Genomic DNA, 22002 nt, shown 5'->3' with positions numbered 1-22002 from the left:
TTAGTTTGATTCAATAACAGCAACAACAGGTGTGCCTTCTCCCAATCGAAGAATATTGGAAATGATTACCTTATCCCCGTCTTTTATACCTGAAAGAATTGTTACTTCATTTTCAGTTCTATTTCCGATTTTGACAGGAATAGTTTTAGCTCTGTCGTTATCCAACACATACACGTTATAGCCATTCTCACCTGGAATAAGTGCTTGTGATGGTATCTTAATACCTTTTGCACCAGTTTCTACAGTTGAGAAATTGATTTTTGCTGACATGCCTCCCTTAAATTCATTTTGAGAATTATCCGCAACAGCTTGTACCATTAAACTTCTATTCTGATTGTCTAAACCAGAATTACTAGCTGATATAGTTGCCTTGTATGACTTATTGGAAAGTTGAGTGGTAAATGTTACAATTTTTCCTTTATTAACTTGCAATAAGTACTTTTCAGGTACTGAAAAATTGATTTTTATTTTAGATTGATCTTGAAGATTAACTAATTCTAATCCAGGATATACATAAGCTCCTAAATCGACTTTTGAAATGCCAATTTTACCTGAAAATGGTGCTCTGATTTCAGTTTTACTTATCTGAAAATTTAAGAATTCCACTTGGGCGTGTAACGACTGAAGTTTGGTTTCAATGTCGTCATATTCTTGCTGACGAATGGCTTCAGTTTTTAACAAGCTAGCATAACGTTGCTCGTTTAATTGGGCTAATTTCAATTCTGCGAAAAGCTCTTTTTGTTTCGCTCTAATGTCAGCATCATTTAGTTTATAAAGTAGCTGACCTTTTGAAACATGATCACCATCCTTAAAAGCTATTTTGGTGATTTTTTGAGATACTTCGCTTACAATGGCAACCTCTTGAATTGGTAATAAGGTGCCTACAAGATTTTCCTCTTGATTTAGTTCTAATTCTTTAGCTTCAATAACATCTACCGGAAGTTTCGCAACTTCCATAGAGGTTTCATTGGCGGCTAAATTTGCATCACTATTTTTTGAACAAGAAACTATAGTTATAATTAAAATGCTCAACAAAAGTGAATTCCATAAGTTGATTTTTTGTTTCATAATACGTTGATTTATAGATTAATATTATGGATCAAAATTAGCTAGGAAGCCTATTTTATTTATTGCACATTTACATCAATTAGTTCTAAAATTTTTAGTGGTATTTTAAATGAAAAGGCACTCATTTGAGTGCCTTAACAAGTTGCTATTAATCCTATATTTAGAAGAGGGTTTAGTTGGGTTCTATATCTCTATTCGTGATAAAAAATTAAGTTTATAGTTGATCGATAGCTTTTCTTTTATTTTCTTTTATTTTCTTAAAATGAGATGGTGTTAATCCTGTAATTTTTTTAAATTGAGTGGACAGATGTTGAACGTTTACATAGCCTAACTTATCGGAAATCTCGCTTAATGATAATTCATTATATACAAGTAATTCCTTGGCTCTTTCAATTCGTTGGAGAATGATATATTTTTCTATAGTCACTCCTTGAGTTAAGGAAAAAATAGAACTTATATAACTATAATCAATTTGTAGTTTTTCGCTTATGATACTAGAGAAGTTTTGCTTGATATTGATATTGTCATAATTATGTATCAACTCAATAATGGTGTTTTTTACCTTTTCTACAAGCACTGTTTTGTGATCATCTAATACCTCAAAACCGTGTTTTCGCATTTGATTTTTAAACGCATTTAATTGCTCCTCATTTAATGCCTCTTTAATCTCAAATTCTCCCATCGTAATAGTGTCAGGAGTTATATTGAGACTATTGAGTTCATTGTTAACTACTAATATGCATCTTGGGCATACCATATTTTTTACAGACAGTTTCATAATGTGATTATTTATTATTAATTAAAAAGATTGGTCAGGAAGCCTTTTCTTTATTTCTTCTGAAGTAGTAAAAAATCGAATTATAACACCTTCAGACAAGTTCCATTCTAATAGTATTTTACTTGTTGTGTCATAAGGATTATCATTCCAATCTATGAGATAACAGCCCAATGTTGGTTTTTCTGTTTTAACCTTTTTCGAAGTTTCTACAATCTTGTGATATGTTGCATTACTTATCAGGTTATTCCTGTAGCCATTTAAAACTGACCACATTGAATCATTTAATCTTGAGCTGTGTTCATAAAAACCAAAACTGCGATACCTTGCGATAAACTCTGATTGATTTTCTAAATATCCCTTTTTAGTTGTGATAGTACATCCAATAAAAAGAGTTAATATGATTAAATAGGCTATTGTTTTCATGATTAATGCGATAATCTCTATTTTATATTAAACTGCATGTTAGCCAATTCTCATGCCATTTTCAACGGTCCGTTCAGGGATTAAAAGTATCACCTCTTTATTTTTTCCTACACCTCCAAGAATTAAGCATTCGCTCATGATGTTGGCAATTTGTTTGGGCGGAAAGTTAACTACAGCTACCACTTGTTTGCCGATAAGTTCTTGAGGCTTGTAAAGCGCTGTTATTTGTGCGGAAGTTTTTCTTTTCCCAAACTCACCAAAGTCAACAATCATTTTATATGCCGGATTTTTTACTTCCTCAAAAATATGGGCTTCAAGTATGGTTCCAACTCTCATTTCAACTTTAAGGAATTCATTCCAAGTTAAATTTGTGCTTTCAGAAGTATTCATTTTAAAAATAAATTAAGGTTAGTAAGTAAAAGTTAAACCGGCTCCAAACCCCATATCGCTATCATAATGTGACGATGCCGAGATGTATTTAGTAAGTATGTACTTCGCTCCAAAATTATACTCAAAGTCCGTATTATACATCCCCCAAAGACGTAATCGCTTTGTTACTGGAATATCTTCGCGTTTAAGTTGAACTCTCACATAACCTGTATGGTCCACAGACACATCTGATTTTATAAAAAATGGCAAGGTGTATTCTAAACCTAAATGGGCAACACCTCGTTTATTTTTGGTGCTTTTTTGGTTGAATAAATTCGTTTCGGTCTCATGATTTTCTCTATATCGCCAATCCCAACCTGCATATAAAAATAGAAACTGATTTTTATCCATGTAGCGTCCAAAATGACTTTCGGTTTCATAACCGTCTTTAGCATTCAATCCCAAACGCCAATCTGCTTCAAACTTCCACCGGGTATTCATAAACCATAGTTCACCGTCGCTTCCATTACTTTCTAGACTAATTTCTGAACCAAAATAAAATCGTCGGTCATCATTATACACTTTTCTCAATGCCTTTTTTGGGTTTGGTAATTGTCGATTGGGAGGCGTGTTTTCATAAGTAAAAATCCGTCCCATGCCCGACATCATATGATATAAAATATGACAATGAAAATACCAGTCTCCGTATTCTTCAGAAGCATTAAACTCTATGGTATCGGTTTCCATGGGCATGATATCAATCACGTTTTTAAGTGGCGCATAATCTTCTTGACCATTAATAACCCTAAAAAAATGACCGTGTAAATGCATGGGGTGTCGCATCATGGAATTATTGGTAATAACAATACGAATGTTCTCTCCCGCTTTTATTTTTATTTTATCACTTTCGGATATGGTTTTATTGTTTAAGGTCCAAACATACCGATTCATATTCCCCGTTAACTCAAAATGTAATGTTCGAAAAGGCACATCTGGTAACACCGTTTTTACAGGGGACCTTAACATGGCATAATTAAGTGTAACGGGCATTTCGGTATCTCCTGAATCTACAATTTCGGGATACATCACTGTATTCATGTCCATTTGCTGCAGGCTCATATTCATCCCCATATCGTTCATGTTTCCACCAAGTGTCATCATGTCGTTCATCATTTTCATACCCTCAAAGTATTTCAAACGAGGCAATGGCGTTACTTGTTTTTTCTCGCCTCGACCAAGCCAAAACGATGCATAGCCTGTTCTATCTTCAGCTGTGGCAGTAAACTCGTAGCTTGTATTATTTTCTGGAATGGTAACTAACACATCATATATTTCTGAAACTCCAATTATTAACCGGTCTACTTCAACGGGTTCAACATCTACACCATCGGTAGCCACAACAGTAATTTTTCCACCTGCATAATTTAACCAGAAATAGGTGGATGCACTTCCGTTAATAACGCGTAACCGAATCGTGTCTCCTGCTTTGTAGTTGGCATGTTGGTCCTTTAATCCATTTATCAAAAACTGTTCATAATACACATCGCTCACATCCATGGCGTGCATACGTTTCCATTCGTTGGTGAGTTTTGTTGTAAAATAACCTTCTTTAACTGCTTCAGAATAACTTTGAACGGCATTCTTTTTAATCATATACCAATCAGTCGCATTGTGCAACGAGCGCTCTATTTGATGCGGATTTTCGTCACTCCAATCACTCAATAGAACGACCTCTTCATTTATTGGTTTTTCATTAGGTTTATGAATGACTATGGCACCATACATGCCTATTTGTTCTTGTAGCATGGTATGGGAATGGTACCAATAGGTGCCGCTTTGCTTAATAGGAAATTTATAAATATGTGTTGTATGTGATTTTATAGGTGCCGTTGTTAAATAGGGTACGCCATCTTGTTCATTGGGAAGTAACAACCCATGCCAATGGATTGAGGTTTCATGATGCATTTTATTATGCACATGAATTTCTGCAATATCTCCTTCTGTAAAATATAAAGTAGGAGCAGGCAATTGTCCATTTATGGCAATGGCCTTTTTTTCTTTACCTGTATAATTTACAATGGTATCCTTTACATAAAGGTCGTATCTAACAATTTTTTGGGCATATGTGGATATGCCCAAAAAAAGGAATGAAAATATTAGAAGAATAGGTTTCATTGGTATTAATTTTTAGGTTCGGATTCGCTTCCACAGCTTAACATCTTTGATCCGTAATATGGGTTTTTAATCTCTTTATTAAAACTTAACCAATAGGCTTTTTTCATAGGACAATATTGATAATAAATAGTGCCATTTATTTGAGCATCTGGCTTAACTAAGTCCCATAGTATGGTTGACACTTTTGAAAAGGCTTCACGTTGCTTTTCAATATCATTCGCTTTTACAATCTTTTCCAAGGCTTCAGATAAAGGCTTCAAATCCTTTATATTACTATCGTTATCCAGTGATTTTGATAATTCAATAGCCTTTAAACTCACTTGTTTGCTATCACTTTTTACCAATGCATCTTTCAATTTGATGTAATGATCTAATATAACTGGCACATTGTTTTGTGGCGTTATAAATACTTTAGCTAAAGTCATGACTAAAACGATTACTATTGTTTTCATACTTTATGTTTTAACAATGTGCATGTTTATTTTCTGTTTCTGTATGATGAAATAAGTTCATGTCATCTTCAGAAATATCAGTAACATAATATCCAGCCTTTTCTATAATGGTTATTACATCCAAAACAGAAGTTTCGATTGGAAGCGTTAAACTAGCTTCTCCAGGTTTCGTAGTGATTGACGAAGCATCAGAAATTGTGCTCAAGGCATTGTTCACGCGCATCTGGCAATGTGAACTTTGCATGTTCGGAATTTGAATTTTTAAAGTTTTCATTTTTTTATGTTTTTAATTGTTATTAATCAAATGTTAATTAGAATTCTAAGTCTGCTACTAAATCAAACTCATCATAGATGACCTTATCTTTTAAACCATCAAAAAAGCTTTTAGATGCATAACGTACATCGTATTTTAATCTGTCAACTTTTAAAGCCGCAGTTGCCTTGCTGCCATAAATAGAAATAGTAAAAGTAATAGGGTTTGTTTTTCCTTTAATGGTTAAATCACCCGTTACAGTATAAGAATTTTTACCTGTAGCATGAACATCTTTAAAAATTAAAACAGCTGTTGGATGGGTGTCAACACCAAAAAAGTCATCCGATTTTAAGTGTCCGTCTAGCTTTCCTTTATATTCTCCCTGTAAATCTGTGGTGCTAATAGTTGTCATGTCTATTACAAATTCGCCACCAGATAATTTTTCATCTTCAAAAGTTAGAAAGGCAGACTTAATAGCAATGGTTCCTTCGTGAGAACCCGTTACTTTATAACCTTTCCAAACTATTTTACTACTTGCTACTTTAATTTCTTTTTTCACTTTTTCAATAGGTTTAAAAGAAAATGTAGTCAAAACTACTACTGCAATTATTGTCAAATTTTTCATTGTGTTTTTCATTTTTTTATGTTTTTAATATTATTTATAATGTAAAATTCCTAATTATCAACCCATTAATTATTGTATTATTATGGGTTAATTTTGTAATATTTACAGTTTTATTTTTTCAGTTTTAACAGTAAACTGTTACCAACAACACTTACACTACTAAAGGCCATTGCTGCACCTGCAATCATTGGGTTTAATAAAAACCCATTTATTGGATAAAGGATTCCCGCCGCTATTGGAATGCCTATAATGTTATAAATAAAGGCCCAAAATAGGTTTTGGCGTATCGCTTTAACCGTTTGTTTTGACAGCTTTATTGCCATTGGTATTTTATTCAAGTCGGATGAAATGATAGTCATTTTTGCCACATCCATAGCAATATCACTGCCTTTGCCCATGGCGATACTAACATTTGCTTGTGCCAAGGCAGCACTATCATTAATGCCATCGCCAACCATCGCCACTATCTTTCCTTCGCTTTGTAATGACTTTACAAAGGCTGCTTTTTGTTCAGGCATCACTTCGGCTTTAAAATGGGCAATACCAGTTTGAGCTGCTATCGCTTTTGCGGTGGATTCATTATCACCAGTGAGCATATAAACTTCAATACCAAGATGCTTTAATTGTTTAATTGCTTCCAACGAGGTGTCTTTAATTTTATCGGCTATTGCCAATACTGCCAATGCTTCTTTTGAATTTGCAAACCAAATTACGGTTTTAGCTTCGTCACTCCATTGGTTGGCCATTTCTAATAATTGATCAGAAATTTGAATCGATTGTTCGTTAAGAAGCTTTTGATTTCCAACATAGTAAGTAACATCATTGGCGCTTGCTTTCGCACCTCTACCTGTAATACTTTCAAAATTTGAAATAGCAATAGAGGACGCATTATCTAGGTGTTGGATCACCGCTTCTGCCAACGGATGCTCCGATTGTTTTTCGATGCTATAGAGCACTTGTCTTGTGTTATCATTATTATCAAGCCAATGCATATTTGTAACAACAGGTTTTCCTTCTGTAATGGTACCCGTTTTATCTAAAATAATGGCATTTACATTTTTGGTTAGCTCTAAACTTTCGGCGTCTTTTATTAAAATGCCTTTTTCAGCACCTTTACCAACACCTACCATAATGGCTGTAGGAGTCGCCAATCCAAGTGCACAAGGGCATGCAATAACCAACACCGTTACTAGGGCAATTAAACCTTGGGTAAATCCATTATCACCACCAAACGTCAACCAAGAGACAAAAGCTATAATAGCAATACCTATGACTATGGGAACAAAAATACCTGCAATTTTATCGACCAATTTTTGAACAGGGGCTTTACTTCCTTGTGCATCTTGAACCATTTTAATGATTTGTGCTAACATGGTTTCAGCACCAACTTTTTCAGCTTTAAATTGAAAACTTCCTTTTTGATTGATGGTTCCTGCAAATACTTTATCATCTTCATTCTTTAAAACAGGAACAGGTTCGCCACTCAACATACTTTCATCTACATAAGAATGTCCTTTAATCAAAGTCCCATCAACCGCTATTTTTTCACCGGGTTTTACTAATATCACATCGTTTGCATTCACTTTATCAATTGGCGTATCTATATGATTTCCATCTGCATCAACGACTGTCACCGATTTTGGTTGTAATCCCATTAGTTTTTTGATTGCCGTGGAGGTGTTTCCTTTTGCTTTTTCTTCCAAAAGCTTACCTAATAATATAAAGGCTATTACCACTGCTGCCGTTTCAAAATAGACATGAGCATGCATACCTCTTACATGCCAGAAGTCAGCAAACAAGGTATTGAATACACTAAAAACATAAGCGACCCCAGTACTTAAGGCAACCAACGTATCCATGTTGGTGGATCGGTGTTTAGCTTGCTTATAAGCATTAATGTAAAAGTCTTTTCCAAACAATAAAATAACTGGTGTTGATAATATCCACATGATATAATTGGCATAAGGCATATCCATATAGAACATCCCTATGGTTACTACTGGTATAGAAAATAGTACCGCTTTTATTGTTCTCCATTTTAATTGGTTGAACTTCTTTTCATGCAATTCTTCCAATGTTTGGGTCACATTTTCATTGGTTTCAGTTAATAAATCATAACCAATGGATTGAACGGCTGTTTTTAAATCTTCTGGAGTAATTGTGTCAGGAAGATATTCAACAGTTACGGTCGCAGTAGCAAAATTGACAGAGGCATTTACAACACCATCTAAATACTTTATAATGCTTTCCACACTAACCGCACATGCAGCACAAGTCATTTCTAAAACAGGAAATGTACTTTTAATGGTTGTAACCTCATAACCTAAATCACGTATTGTTTTTACGGCATCAGGTATGGCAGTACTAATTTTAGAAGATTCTATTACTGCTCTGTGATTATTTACTTCTACTTTATGAAATTGAAGATTCTTTACTTGTTTTAACCCATTATCTACAATTAGGGCACAATGTTCGCTTTCAACTCCTTCTAAAGGAATGTACATTGTTTTTGTTGCTATAGTTGCCATAATATTTGTATTTTAAATTACAATACAAAATTGGGTTCTTTAGCTTAAAATTTTATTGCATTTTTTTGGGAAAAACTTATAAGATTACACCTCATCTAACGGTTTACGCTTATTAGATTTAATATCTTTAAAATGTCTTGGGGTTAATCCCGTAATTTTTTTGAATTGATTACTTAAATGGCTAACAGTGGAATAATTAAGCAGATATGAAATTTCATTTAATGTTAACTCACCGTATACCAGTAGTTCTTTAACCCTTTCTATTTTTTGAGCTATAAAGTATTTTTCTATAGTTGTTCCTTCAACTTCTGAAAACAGATTGGTTATATAGTTATAATCATGATTTAAATGGTTAGTTAGATAAGTTGACAGGTTAGTTTTAATGTCATTATCTTGTTGATGTACGAGTTCAACTATTAAAGTTTTAATTTTTTCAATGATTTTGCTTTTCTTATCGTCAATAATGCTAAACCCATATTGTTCCAATTCTGTAGCGATAAGCTGTTTCTCCTCCGTTGAAATATCATCAAGTAATTTAACTTCACCCAAATTCACATATTCGGTCTTTAAATCCAATTTTTCGAATACGGATTTAACAACCATGATACATCGGTTACAAACCATGTTTTTTATATAGAGATTCACACTTAAATTATTACAATAGTTAGTGTTAAATTTGAATTCGCTTTGTTATTCATTTAATGATTCACTATAACTAAAGTAATGAATTTTTATGTATTTTAATTGAAAGTAATCAGTTTTCAAAAATAGCAACAGCTCTTACAGGAGAGCCTGTTCCTCCTCTAATTTTCAAGGGCAAAGCAATAAATCTAAAACGTCCGTTGTTAATTAAAAGATGAAGATTAATCATGTTTTCGTAATGGGTAAATCCTAATTCTCCACATATTTTGTGAACTTCCTTGTTTGAAACATTAGGAACACCTGGTGACATGGTTTCGACTCCAAAAGCAGCTATTCCAATATTTCCTAACCAACGAGTAGCTTCTGCAGTTAACCCTGGTCCATTACCCCAATTATTGGTTCCATAATACTTCCTGTAATGGTCAGTATATAATAAGACTGTATCTCCTTTTTTAATTTCCAAATTGGCTACTAAACAAGCTTCTTTAATATCTGAAGTTGTAATTAACGCTTTTAGCTCTTTATTAGAAAAATCTAAACAAATACCTTCTGTATAAAACATAGTAAGTGGCATGGTATCTATAGATTGCCCTTTATTTTCAATTGACATGTGGTTTAAAGCATCTACATGAGTACCTGTATGTTCTCCTAGTTCTAATTTATATACGCTTGGTGTGACAGTGTTATAATCAATTAAATTATCCCATTCTTCATGAGTGGCGTGCACAGTCATTTTAACTTCGGGTAGACCTTTATATACAGGCATTCCTGAATATATTTCTTGGCTTAAGTCTATTATTTGTGTCATATTTATTACTGCTTTTCTGGCATTTTATTTTTTATAATTCCAAAATAGTATGCCCATGTGATAAATAATAGCTGCATGGGAATTCTAAAATAAAGATAATAAACACCATGCTGCATTCCACCTAATTCCACTTCTTTTATGCTTCCTATTATGTTTGCTGGTAATATTGCAATAAAGAATAGCATTAGCATGACACTTGTGAACTTTGAAAGTTTCTGAATTAATAACCCGATTGAAGCTGCGATTTCAAGGCAACCTGTTAGATATACAAATCCCATTTTGAATGGAACAATGTTTGGTATCATTTCTATCATTAAATCAGTTTTAATGAAGTGAGCTATTCCTGTAAATATAAGCATAACTGCTAATGAGACCCTTCCAATAAAAGATAAACTAAATCGCTCTTTTAAGAGTGATTTGTTTAATATTAGTGCGAAAACGAAACAAACTACTAGTATTACAAGAGGTGCCATTTGCTTACAATTTATAATAATATTTTGATGTTAAAATTTTAAATTAGCATCATTTACATTGTTAATTACATTCGTTATTCTTCAATTTCAATAACCTTCTAGTGTTAATTAATAAGTCCCACAGTGATAAATCCTTTTTTGCATCCCTTTCCAATAGTTTCTCTGACATTTTAATTATCTCTTTATTTGCAGTAAGATAATTTCCAGAATTATACATTGGTTTTGGGTCATACTCTATTAATAATTGGGCCGCTTTAGCAGCCTTTTCACCCTTCATCTTATCCACTAAATAGATGGCCATATCTATTCCTGCTGATACACCTGCAGCTGTAATATACTTTCCTTCTTCAATTACCCTATCTCTTGTGGGTATTGCCCCAAATTCAGCAAGTAAGTTAATGGATTTCCAATGTGAAGTTGTTTTTTTTCCTTTCAATAATCCTGTTGCTGCCAAAATAATGGATCCTGTGCAAACGGTTACCGTTTTTTGGGTAGATTTATTTATTTTAATTATCCAATTCAAGACCTTATCATCTTTCATTTCCCTCAAAAATGCAATTGTAGAACCAGGTATTAAGAGTATATCGGCTTTTGATATTTCATCAATTCCATATTTTGAATTTAAGTGAACAAAATGACTATCTGCCATAATTTCTCCTTTTTGCTTTGAAACAAATTTGATATTTGCGCCTTCTATATGCCTCAAAATTTCATATGGACCTATAGCATCTAGCATTGTCATCCCATTATATATATAAATAATTATTTCCATTTTAATGCTATTTTAGAAGTTCATAAGTACTCAATTGAGTAATATATATTTATAGATTAAACGCCTATATCCTTAAATACTATTCTTGACTTAGGCCTAATATTTGTGTCATATTCATTTTTGTATTTATGAAGTAAGAGTACATCATTATTATAATTTACTTCACACCATTGATGTTTTGCAAGAATTTCCATTGGAATAGTTACAGTTTCCTGCTTATACTCTTTAAATCCATAGCGCTCATAATTTTTCTTTAAGTGTGAAAAAGGCAAACACCAAATGTTGTTTTGATTAAGGGTGTTTTTTTCTAAAAGAAATGTAATTATTTCTTGCGAAATATTTAGCCCTCGAAATTCATCAAAGACATAGATACCGCCTAGCTCTAGATTATTATTATCAATACTAATTAGTCTGCCCAAACCACAGATGATATTATCACATTCGGCAATTACTATCAACTCATTTTCAAAATTAGACTCAATAAAATTGATTTCTTTATACTTTGAATTAATCCAATTGACCTCCTCTTCTCTTGCTTTTCTAACCTCTATGATCATTTCCAATTATGCTTGTATTTTAAACTTATCTAAATCAGACACCTTTTAAAAAGCCTATAATAACTAGTTAACCCAAAAAAAATTCCATCTCATATTGATCAATAGTATTTTTAAGACCAAATTTTTCTAGATAATAGATTTTGCTCACTAATTGTTCATCAACATTATTAATTTTGATTGTTTTAGAAATACTCCTTATTGCTGAAAATAAACGATTCCAGGATTCATCTGTATCAATAATTACTTCCAACTGGGGGATATAGCCATTTTCTCGATTGATAATAAAAAAAGATTCAACTTGACTGCCATTCATGACTTGAAAAGCATTAAAATTTCCTCGTCTAACAGATTCTATTTGGTTTTCCCACGAATATAATTTTTGGTTTGAAGTAAGGTCAAAGTTGAAATCTTGGATATTGACTTCTTTTACTTCATATAAATAATCATCTTTTTTGATGATTTCCCCTGCAAAACATTTGTAACCTTTTGTAATATCGAAGCCAATACTAGTATAAGCTCTTATCGCAAAACTATTTTCTTTAATAACTTCTAACTGACATTTTGTAACTCCGCTAAACATTAGATCTGGAATAGCAAATTCGTAAATTGCTTTTGTTATTTTTTTTCCTCTGTATCCAGGAACAACACCGGTTCCTAAATTAAAGGCCGTTAAGTGATTATGTCTATTTTCTATACCATGTAAAATAAAGCCTACTAGTTCATTATTATCAAACATTCCATACGAAAGGGAGTAATTAAGATTAGACATTTCCCATCGTTGTTTAAAGTAGTCTTTATCTTTTGGGAATTCGACATAGTAATTTTTAAATGATTCCAAAAAGCAATTGACAATGACTTCCATTGGTGTTTTACTTAAATTATTGATTTCCATAGATTATTTATTTCTTCTTTATTGACAATATTTATTGCATCTACTTTAAACTGTTAATCAATTAAAATATAATTTTCAAAGATCAGAGCTAGTATACTTTTAAGATTTGCATTATTTCAATTATATGTTATATAATTTTGAAAAATACAAGTATTGATCTATTCATATTCAAATAAATTACTGCATCCGACTTAATATTATAAAATTTATTCTTTTACGACGTCCAATTTATTTCAACATCAAAAAATATTCTTATGGGAAATAACTGTATACTTCTGCGTCCAGACTGTAAAAAACGGTTAAAGTAAACCACTGAAAACGGAATTTTTTAATCCACTTCAAAACTCATTTCAGCCTAAGATATAGAAGAATTTGCAATAATTTTTGCTATGCTTACTTTTACCCGCTGTAGGTGGCTCACTATGTCCGCCCTATCCATATAAGAAACCCTATATTATTATAAATAATGGAGAACTTATAAAACATTACAGCATGTCAAAAAATAGCAACTGACTCTTTGACCGACATCTATAAATATATCCATTAAATTGAAAAAATAAAAACGTGAATTGCTCTCAAATGAATTGTTTTGAGCGTTAATTATATGATTTTAAAAATAGTGTAAAGATTAAACGCTAGATCTTAATTTTAAAAAGAAAGTATTGTATTAAAAATTTAAAAGCTCATGTAAATCAATTTCCAAAGCTACAGATACTTCATATAAGGAAAATATAGTTGAATTGACTTTACCATTCTCAATTTTTTCAATAGCCTGCCTATCCTTAGCACAAAGTCGCGCTAAATCTGACTGATTTAAGCCTTTTCTAGTTCTTAATTCGACAATTCTATTACCAATCTTTTTACTCAATAGATCCTTATTCATATTACAAATGTCAACTTATTATACCACATTTTTGTCATATTTTAAGTTGACAAATAATAATTTTTACTATATTTGTCATATAATGATATGACGTAATTAAAAAATAAAATTATGTTACAAAATGTAAAAAAATCACCAAAATTCTATTTAGAATCGGAACTTATAGAAATATTGAAAACATTACTACCATTACATTCTGTATATGTTATAGGTGTAAATAAGGAGAAAAATAATAGATCTGTTTTTTTATCTCCAGCATGTATCCATAAACAAAAAACCATCATCTATACCTTATTGATTATAGGCTACAAACCTATGTCCAAGGGATTGGGTGAATTTATGGATGGTATATACAACCAAATGCAGGAACGTTGTAAAGTTTGTGCCATATATTACACTTTATCAAATGCGACCAAACAATTGGATTATGGCAATAATTTTTTATTAAAGACCATCTTCCAAACGCCTTGTATTTATAGAGCTGATGATACCCTTTTAAGATTCAAAAAATATCAATTATTGATCCATCCAAAGGTCTATGAAGGCATTCAAAAAATTTGGGAGGTTAGAATGAAACGTGCATCTTATCTGCTGTCAATTTTGGATAGTATTGAGCCCACAGAGGATGTCACTTCCAGATTGATGACCATGCACTATGCCATGGAGCAAATATGCTTAGGATTGCTATATGCGTTTTGGGAGTTTAAGCCACAGCATTACTCATTGTCTTATATGTTGGATCTTTGTAGCCATTTTACCAACTTGCCTCAAACTATGTTTCCAAAAGAGACTTATGGACTGCATCGCATGCATTATATCCTATGTAATGTCCAAAATATCATACGCTTTAAGACAAACAATGAATTCTCAGATAGAGATTCTGACAAAGCCTATAATCGATGTGAACAATTTTTCGAAAAGGCTATGGACATCGGAAATAAACAAATGGAAGAACTTAAAAAAATCCATTACCATACCTATAAAACAGATTAACACTATAATTTGAAGCTCATGAAAGATAAAAAAAAGAAATTAAAAGCAATAAAAAAGTTGATGGGTCAATTTTCTGGCGTACAAAAAGAAACCTATGGAAACAGGATTAGTAAAACCATAAATTTTGAAGTAGCGGATAATGAAGATATCACAAGTTCCATTTCAGCACTTTTAGAAGTTTGCTATTACGCATTAGATGGGAATGGTGGTTTTGTATCGCCTAAACATGAAAACAAAACGCAAATATCAAGTGTAAGTAAAGTGTTAGAAATAATCATAGACCTATTACCTCATGATCAAATGTTTTGTCTGCACAGGATAGAACAGCTTCTATCTGAACAACAAAACGTCAAACAAAACAAAAAGGTTTAAAATAGGTCATAATTAATTATTAAACTATAAAATCATTTACTTATTATATCTTGAGCGTTTTTCTTTTCTTTTTTAATCTTAAGCAAAAATAACAATGAAAAAGAAAAAGGAACACCATGAAAAGGCATAATAGCATCCTTTCCATATCATTTACTTCCCATAGCGCCCTCGCTGTTACCTTTTCCAAACTACTACAACTTAAAATTTGGAGCTCATAAAGATTTATAAAAAGAGCGAAGTATGAGCCTGATTATGCAATCTGTTGAGAAACAAATTTTATAACTTTCTTTGGAAAAGTAACAAGCTCTTTGGAATAAATAGGGTGCCATTTCTAAATTTCAATAAAAATTCTAAATTGCGGGTTGGCTAAAAATATTGGTTATGGCCTTTTAGGTTTTATAAATAGCATGTCTAAAATGCCATAACTAATATTGCGGAGAACTGTAAGCTTTTATTTTTTTTAGAATGAAGCTTTTTTGCTGAGTGAAAGAAAAAATATGTGCTGGAAGTGGGGCGTTTGAAAAAGTTATAAATCACTATACGCAAGCAACTACTTGAGCAGACATTATCAACAGTAAAATTGGAGGAGTAATTATCAATAATATATACCAACCATATATATTCCAGTAATAACTTAACCTTATTGTATTTTTGTTTAGGTGCTTAACTTTATCTGGGTTTGTTTTTTTCATGTAATCAATATTTGCCGTCAAAAATCTTTTGTAATCAATATCTGAATGATCCTTTAGTTTTTAAAAAAACACCCATATGTAAAATCAACTAAATACTGCGACTATACTGAGAAATGTTCAATTTTGTAGATCTCTAGGTTTTTAAAACTATTACTATCTAAAAACTTCATTTCTTTTAATATCAAAAGATATCAAATGAAAATAAATAAAATACGTAATTGGGAATCGCGTTATTCTGTACTTATTCTGTACTATATGAAATAAAAAAAAGGGTCTCAATCTCTTGAAACCCTTGTTATTCCTAGTAGCGGGAACTGGACTCGAACCAGTGACCTTCGGGTTATGAGCCCGACGAGCTACCTACTGCTCTATCCCGCGATATTAACACCTAAAAACAATTTACTTAGCTTTTAACTTTCGGTTCATAATGCCGACCAAATTGTTTCGGATTGCAAATATACAACCCTTTTTAATTCCTGCAAGAATAAAATTAAAAAATATCATTGCTCTATGCTATCTGCTTGAAAATCTATTAATTCGAAAGCACTAAATTGTACCGAAAGCTGTATTGGATTACAACAAACCTCACAATCTTCTATATATACTTGCTTAGAAACCGAATTATCTAACATCATAGAAATAGATTCCCAACAATACGGACAAGTAAAATAGTGTTCTAACATAACTCTATAAAATTAAAACAAAAACAGCCAACTTAAAAGTTGGCTGTTTTTGTTTTTCAAACTAAGAAATATATTTAATCTTTTTCAATATCCAATATCGCAGTAGAGTTTTGCATTTCCATTTGCATAAGGCTCGGCAAATTATTACCGGAAAAACTTGTGTATTCTTGATTCAAATTATTATCACTAACCATGATAGTATTTAAATTCTTTAAATTCATAAACTCTAATGGCAAATTACCTGAAAGTTGGTTAGTAGATAATATCAACTCTTCCAATTGGGTTAATTGTGCTATTTCTACAGGTATTTCCCCTTCTAATTTGTTATCCATCAAACTTAACTTTTGAAGTTTAGACAAGGCATAAATACCATTAGGAATGGTTCCTGTTAAAAAATTACTGCCTAACAAAAGCTCTTTTAAGTTTGTTAAACCCAGTAAAGCTTGCGGAATATTACCTTCAAACTTGTTGCTGTACAATTTTAATGACTCCAACTTTTTTAATTCACCTAATTCAGATGGAATGTTGCCTTCAAATTGGTTCATAAATAATTCTAAAGAAGCCAGTTCTTTTAAATTCTTTATTGAAGACGGAAGTGTACCCGTTAATTTATTAAAACCTAAATTAATCTTTTTTAAGTAAATTAGGTTTCCTAATTCTTGTGGCAAATCACCTTGAAGGTTATTAAACTGTAAATTGATTTCAACAACTTTACCATTTTCAACTTTTACGCCATACCAAGAATCAACAGAAGCATTTAAATTCCATGTGGAATTCCATTCGCTACCATTAGTAGCATTATAAAGTGCCATTAAAGCATCCTTTTCATTTAAAGAAACATCTGCAAATGAGTATGCAGTTATAAAAAAAGAAAGAACTATAAGTTTTAAAGTCTTCATGGTTGAATAAATTTGGGATTAATTCTGATACGAATGTACTACACAAGCCGACTAAAAACTATTTTATTCGATGAAATACGTATTTTTTTAACAAATACAAATCGATGAACGGCATTTCACAAAACTATTTTCAATTTATTTTACATAAAATTGAACTTTTAAAACGATACATTTAACAATTCCCCACTTAATTGAAGCAATTGTAACTCAGCTAATTTTGCATCATATTTTGCCCTATTTCTACTCAATTCTGCATTTAGAAGATTTAATTGAGCTTGTCTAAATTCAATGGAATTTACCTGTCCTATTTTAAACTTTTCTTCAGTACGATTAAAATTGTTTTGAGAAGTTATAATGTTAGCCTCTTGAATCTTGAATATATTTAATTTATTCTGGTAATCGTCCCATGCATTATTAAAATCTCGCTCTAGCGAAATCAATAATTGTTCTTTTTGTAACTGCTGATTTTCTAAATTGATTTTAGCATTCTTCACCCTAGTAATAGTACTACCGCCATCAAATAAATTCCAAGACAAATTCAACCCACCTGAAACACCTGTACTGGTTGAAACCGCAACAAACGAAGCGGCATTGTTGTTGTTTTTATTCCAGCCATAAGTTCCTGATAAACCCACGGTGGGAAGGTATGCCGATTTTCCTGATTTTATATCAAAACCACTAATAGCTATATTTTTATCAATTTGCAATAATGCCGTGTTTCTTGTCTTTGCTTTTTGAAAAAGCGCTTCTTTATCAAACAAAACATCAAAACCAACTTGAGTATCTACACTAAAATCTGCAGTTAAAGTATTACCCAAAACTACATTCAAATCACGTTTTACATTTATTAACTGCTGTTTTGTATTAATAACGTTAATACTATCATTATTAATATCAACTTCTGCATTAAGCACTCCTAATTTGGTACTTTGCCCATAATCGAACTGGTATTGCGCACGCATTAATCGATCTTTTGAAATCGCTAAAGACTGATCTAAAGCTAAAGCGTTTTCTGACAATTCTGCTACATTATAATAAACAGTGAACAATTGATATATAGTATTTTCAATGGTTTCTCTCGCTTCCAATTCAGTTAATTGATAAAGCTGCTTAAGTTGCTTATAATCATAGCTTCTTCCCAACCCATCAAACAATATATAGTTTAGGTTTATAGATGCATTATATCGCGAGCTTTCTGCACCATTTAAAACCGTTGTATTTCCGTTAGAGAACTCAGCTTCTGTATTATCAATGCTAAATGTTGTCCCCGCATTCCCGGTTAAAGTTGGCAAATAACCTGAATTTAAAATACCAACATTATTTTTCGCAATTTCTAATTGATTGTTTGCTAGTTTAATGCCGTAGTTATTTTCTAAAGCCAAAGAGACTGCTTCATTTGGTGTTATTGTTTTTTGTTGCGTCCATACATTGGAAACAACAAACAACATTATTAATATAAAACTTCTACACTTCATGCTCTTCCTTTTGTTCTTTAATGGCGCGCTCAACTTCTTCTTTAGTTACTTTATTACCGGTACTTAGCCATTTTGCGTTTTTCTTAATATCATTACTAAATGACAAAAATAAAGGCAAAAGCAGTAAGGTTAAAATAGTGGCATAAGCAATACCAAAAGAAATAGAAATTGCCATTGGTTTTAAAAATTGTGCTTGACGGCTTTTTTCCAATAATAAAGGTGCTAAACCAGCAATAGTAGTTAGCGATGTTAGGAAGATGGCTCTAAAACGCGATTTACCTGCATCCATAAGCGCATTATCAAAGGTCATCCCTTCCTTTAAATTGGAATTAAACTTACCTATTAATACCAAGCCATCGTTTACCATAATTCCCACTAAGGCAATAATACCTAATAAGGATAAAATATTAACTGGGAATCCTAATAACCAATGCCCCCAAGCAACTGCCGTTAAACTAAAAGGCACTAATATTATTAACAAAAAAGGCTGACTGTAACTTCTAAACGTAAATGCAATGGTTATATAAATTAATAACAAGATGGGTATTCCTGCGTTTTTTAATGATTTTGATAATTTAACAGCTTCGCGATTTTGACCTTCAAAAGAAGCTGAAATGGTTGGATATTTTGATTGAATTTGTGGAAGAATAGTTGCTTTAATATCATCTAAAATATCGGTAGCACTATTACTTGGATTCTTCAAATCTGCCGAAACTTGAATTTCTCGTCGCCCTTCTAAGTGATTAATAGCGACATCGCCTCTTTCTATAGAATAAACCGCTATATCCCTTAATGTAACCCGTTCACCAGAAGGTGTTACAATACGCATATCATCCAAATCATTAATAGACTCTCTATTGCTTCTATCGTATCGAACCCAAACTCTAATTTCGTCTTGCCCTCTTTGAAAGCGTTGTGCTTGTACACCAAAAAACCCTGCACGTATTTGATTCATAACCGATCGTAAATCTAACCCCAACAAATAAGCATTCTCCTTTAATTCTAAACGGATCTCCTTTATTCCTGCTGGGTCGTTATCGGCTACATCTTTTAACAGGGAATTGCTTTCCAATACTTCTTTAAGTTCTTTCTTTGCTGCTTTTAGCTCTGAAATATTATTACTTAATAAGGAAACTGAAACTGGATTTCCACCAAAATTTCCACCTGAACCAAATATTAAGCGTTCTGTACCAATAACTGGCCCTACCAATTCTCTTAATCGATTAGCGACTAAGTTAGAGCTTATAACATCCGGCCGCTCTTCTCCTGGCAATAAATTAATTTGAAGCCTTGCACTCGACGAACTGCTTAAAGTTAAAATAGTATTCTCAAAAAGTTCTTTATCCGTTTCTTTTAAATATTCTTCGGTAAACTCTTTATTTACAATAAATGCTTTTTCTTCGATCATTGAAATAATGGAATCCGTCACCTTAACATTGGTACCGTTAGGCATATTTAACTCAATTGAAACGGCATCACTTGCTATAGAAGGAAATAAAGTGACGCCAATAATACCGCCACCAACAGAGCCAAATGTTAGTATAAGAAGTGCTACAAAAATGCCAAGAGCAAGAAATTTAAATTTTAATGCAAATGAAATTGTAGGGCTATAAACTTTATCTCTTAAAAAGCTCATAATCTTATCTCCCACCCTGTTTATCTCTCTCATTTTAGCGAAAAACTGCTTTATTTTTGAAGGATTTTCTTCTACTACAGGCTTTCTAAGCGCTTTTGAATGTGCTAAATGAGCCGGAAGTATAATTAATGCTTCAATTAACGATATCGCTAAAGTTAAAATAACAATGATTGCTACTTCTCCAAAAAACTCACCAATTCTACTATCTAAAAATAAGAATAGTGAAAATGCCAAAAGGGTTGTGACAATTGCTGATACTACTGGTGGAATTACTTCCATTGTACCATCAATAGCAGCTTGAATAGGTGTTTTTCCTTTTTCGTAGTGCTGGTAAATATTTTCACCAATAACAATCCCATCATCAACTAAAATACCTATAACGATAATCATTCCGAAAAGAGATAATACATTTATGGTCACATCAAATTGTCCTGCAAAAATAAACATGCCTAAAAACGAAATAGGCAATCCAAACGCCACCCAAAAAGCAACACGTGTATTTAAAAACAGTGACAAAAACAGCAATACCAAAAGCATTCCTATAATGGCATTTTCAGTCAATAATTCTGTACGCTGATTTAATGTAATTGACAAATCCCTAACAACATCCAAATGAACATTATTATATTTTTCATTATAGTCTTCAATATACTGTTTTACTTTATCTGCCGAAGACACCAAGTCTTCATTATTGGTGCTTGTAATGGAGATGTTAACCGAAAGTTGCTGGTTAAAATAACTGGCATTGGGTGTTTCCTCAAAGCGGTCTCGAATGATGGCAACATCTTTTAACCTGATTGTTTTTCCATCATTTGAAGCCTTCACAACAATATTTGAAAGTTCGTCACCATAATAATTCCGGTTATTTGCCCGTATTAAATATTCTTCAGCATCTGTTTTAATATTTCCACCCGTTACTAATATATTCGATTGACTTACGGCCTGAGCCACATCATTAAACGTTAAATTATAGGTAAGTAAATCAATTTCATTTACGGCTATTTCAATTTCTTCCTTGGGATAACCTGAGGTTTCTACCTGCGAAATACCATCAATGGTCCGCAAATCGTTTTCAATTTGTCTTGCAATTTGCTTTAATGTGGCAAGCGGAATATCTTTTCCGCTTACAGCAAAAGAAATTGTTTCTCTAACCTCTTCTCGCTTTGCAACAATTAAGGGTTCCATGCCAGTAGGGAAAGAAGGCACTCTATCAACGGCATTCTTAACCTCCAAAAGCATAAAATCAATATTTTCTCCTTTTTGAATTTCAACAGTAATAGTACCACTGTTTTCCCTGGACACCGAAGTAACTCTATCAACCCCTTTTAATCCTTTTAAATTATCTTCTATTTGAAGCACTATGCCCTCTTCAATTTCTTGAGGTGAAGCTCCAGGATAGGCAATACTTATGTTTATTATTTTAGAATCTGTTAGTGGAAAAAATGACGACTTCAATGATAATAAACCAATAATACCAAAAGCAAAAAAAGCGATGATAAAAATATTTACAGCAACATGATATCTTATAAAATAGGCTATTAATTTTCTCATTAG

22 protein-coding genes and 1 tRNA gene are annotated in these 22002 nt (G+C 32.3%); 2 read left to right on the top strand and 21 right to left on the bottom strand.

The genetic code is table 11. From position 1 onward, the window contains the following. From VP395_RS14560 to VP395_RS14485, 16 genes are all read right to left on the bottom strand, one after another. Entirely contained in the window at positions 1-1068 is a 1068-nt protein-coding gene (locus VP395_RS14560; RefSeq protein WP_346242755.1) for an efflux RND transporter periplasmic adaptor subunit, read from the bottom strand. 214 nt (positions 1069-1282) lie between these two features. Next, complete coding sequence (locus VP395_RS14555; RefSeq protein ID WP_346242754.1) at positions 1283-1846, bottom strand: helix-turn-helix domain-containing protein; 564 nt, start codon at positions 1844-1846, stop codon at positions 1283-1285. 21 nt (positions 1847-1867) lie between these two features. After that, positions 1868-2269 carry a hypothetical protein gene (locus VP395_RS14550; RefSeq protein WP_346242753.1) on the bottom strand — a complete coding sequence of 134 codons (402 nt, stop codon included), beginning with the start codon at positions 2267-2269 and terminating at the stop codon, positions 1868-1870. Positions 2270-2308: 39 nt separating this feature from the next. Further along, positions 2309-2659: a tRNA-binding protein gene (locus VP395_RS14545; RefSeq protein WP_346242752.1), complete on the bottom strand. Its 351-nt coding sequence runs from the start codon at positions 2657-2659 to the stop codon at positions 2309-2311. 18 nt (positions 2660-2677) lie between these two features. Then, entirely contained in the window at positions 2678-4813 is a 2136-nt protein-coding gene (locus tag VP395_RS14540; RefSeq protein ID WP_346242751.1) for a multicopper oxidase domain-containing protein, read from the bottom strand. Positions 4814-4818: 5 nt separating this feature from the next. After that, on the bottom strand, positions 4819-5265 hold the full coding sequence (locus VP395_RS14535; RefSeq protein ID WP_346242750.1) for a DUF3347 domain-containing protein: 447 nt from the start codon (positions 5263-5265) through the stop codon (positions 4819-4821). 10 nt (positions 5266-5275) lie between these two features. Further along, on the bottom strand, positions 5276-5539 hold the full coding sequence (locus tag VP395_RS14530) for a heavy-metal-associated domain-containing protein (protein ID WP_346242749.1): 264 nt from the start codon (positions 5537-5539) through the stop codon (positions 5276-5278). A gap of 37 nt (positions 5540-5576) precedes the next feature. Next, positions 5577-6155, bottom strand: coding sequence for a YceI family protein (locus tag VP395_RS14525; RefSeq protein WP_346242747.1), 579 nt, complete (start codon positions 6153-6155; stop codon positions 5577-5579). 98 nt (positions 6156-6253) lie between these two features. Next, a complete protein-coding gene (locus tag VP395_RS14520) occupies positions 6254-8671 on the bottom strand; it encodes a heavy metal translocating P-type ATPase (protein WP_346242746.1) in 2418 nt (805 codons plus the stop codon). Positions 8672-8755: 84 nt separating this feature from the next. Continuing rightward, positions 8756-9274, bottom strand: coding sequence for a helix-turn-helix domain-containing protein (locus VP395_RS14515; RefSeq protein ID WP_346242745.1), 519 nt, complete (start codon positions 9272-9274; stop codon positions 8756-8758). A gap of 151 nt (positions 9275-9425) precedes the next feature. Then, complete coding sequence (locus VP395_RS14510; protein WP_346242744.1) at positions 9426-10121, bottom strand: cyclase family protein; 696 nt, start codon at positions 10119-10121, stop codon at positions 9426-9428. Between the two features lie 5 nt (positions 10122-10126). Continuing rightward, on the bottom strand, positions 10127-10594 hold the full coding sequence (locus tag VP395_RS14505) for a DoxX family protein (protein WP_346242743.1): 468 nt from the start codon (positions 10592-10594) through the stop codon (positions 10127-10129). A gap of 61 nt (positions 10595-10655) precedes the next feature. Next, the gene (locus VP395_RS14500) at positions 10656-11366 is read right to left on the bottom strand and encodes a DJ-1/PfpI family protein (RefSeq protein ID WP_346242742.1); all 711 of its coding nucleotides are present in this window, start codon (positions 11364-11366) and stop codon (positions 10656-10658) included. A 56-nt stretch (positions 11367-11422) separates the two neighbouring features. Then, complete coding sequence (locus VP395_RS14495) at positions 11423-11923, bottom strand: GNAT family N-acetyltransferase (protein ID WP_346242807.1); 501 nt, start codon at positions 11921-11923, stop codon at positions 11423-11425. Between the two features lie 67 nt (positions 11924-11990). Then, positions 11991-12815: a GNAT family N-acetyltransferase gene (locus tag VP395_RS14490; RefSeq protein WP_346242741.1), complete on the bottom strand. Its 825-nt coding sequence runs from the start codon at positions 12813-12815 to the stop codon at positions 11991-11993. Between the two features lie 667 nt (positions 12816-13482). Further along, positions 13483-13698, bottom strand: coding sequence for a helix-turn-helix domain-containing protein (locus VP395_RS14485; RefSeq protein ID WP_346242740.1), 216 nt, complete (start codon positions 13696-13698; stop codon positions 13483-13485). Between the two features lie 111 nt (positions 13699-13809). Between VP395_RS14485 and VP395_RS14480 the strand changes: the two genes are divergently transcribed. Together VP395_RS14480 and VP395_RS14475 are read left to right on the top strand one after the other, a co-directional pair. Beyond that, on the top strand, positions 13810-14691 hold the full coding sequence (locus VP395_RS14480) for a hypothetical protein (protein WP_346242739.1): 882 nt from the start codon (positions 13810-13812) through the stop codon (positions 14689-14691). Positions 14692-14709: 18 nt separating this feature from the next. Beyond that, a complete protein-coding gene (locus tag VP395_RS14475; RefSeq protein WP_346242738.1) occupies positions 14710-15063 on the top strand; it encodes a hypothetical protein in 354 nt (117 codons plus the stop codon). A gap of 997 nt (positions 15064-16060) precedes the next feature. Here the strand turns inward: VP395_RS14475 and VP395_RS14470 are convergent. The 5 genes from VP395_RS14470 to VP395_RS14450 all read right to left on the bottom strand — a co-directional run bounded on the left by VP395_RS14470 (position 16061) and on the right by VP395_RS14450 (position 21999). Continuing rightward, positions 16061-16133: transfer RNA gene (locus tag VP395_RS14470), tRNA-Met, on the bottom strand. A gap of 122 nt (positions 16134-16255) precedes the next feature. After that, positions 16256-16438, bottom strand: coding sequence for a CPXCG motif-containing cysteine-rich protein (locus VP395_RS14465; protein ID WP_346242737.1), 183 nt, complete (start codon positions 16436-16438; stop codon positions 16256-16258). A gap of 74 nt (positions 16439-16512) precedes the next feature. Next, entirely contained in the window at positions 16513-17337 is an 825-nt protein-coding gene (locus VP395_RS14460) for a Two component regulator three Y domain protein (RefSeq protein ID WP_346242736.1), read from the bottom strand. A 158-nt stretch (positions 17338-17495) separates the two neighbouring features. After that, positions 17496-18812: a TolC family protein gene (locus VP395_RS14455; protein WP_346242735.1), complete on the bottom strand. Its 1317-nt coding sequence runs from the start codon at positions 18810-18812 to the stop codon at positions 17496-17498. Beyond that, positions 18802-21999 (bottom strand): efflux RND transporter permease subunit, encoded by a 3198-nt coding sequence (locus VP395_RS14450; protein WP_346242734.1) that lies wholly within the window; start codon positions 21997-21999, stop codon positions 18802-18804. The genes VP395_RS14455 and VP395_RS14450 overlap by 11 nt, the downstream gene beginning before the upstream one ends. Positions 22000-22002: the final 3 nt, after the last annotated feature.

The sequence above is a fragment of the Mariniflexile soesokkakense genome (assembly GCF_039650365.1).
GTDB classification, from domain to species: domain Bacteria; phylum Bacteroidota; class Bacteroidia; order Flavobacteriales; family Flavobacteriaceae; genus Mariniflexile; species Mariniflexile soesokkakense.
This window is presented reverse-complemented; position numbering and strand designations above follow the sequence as displayed.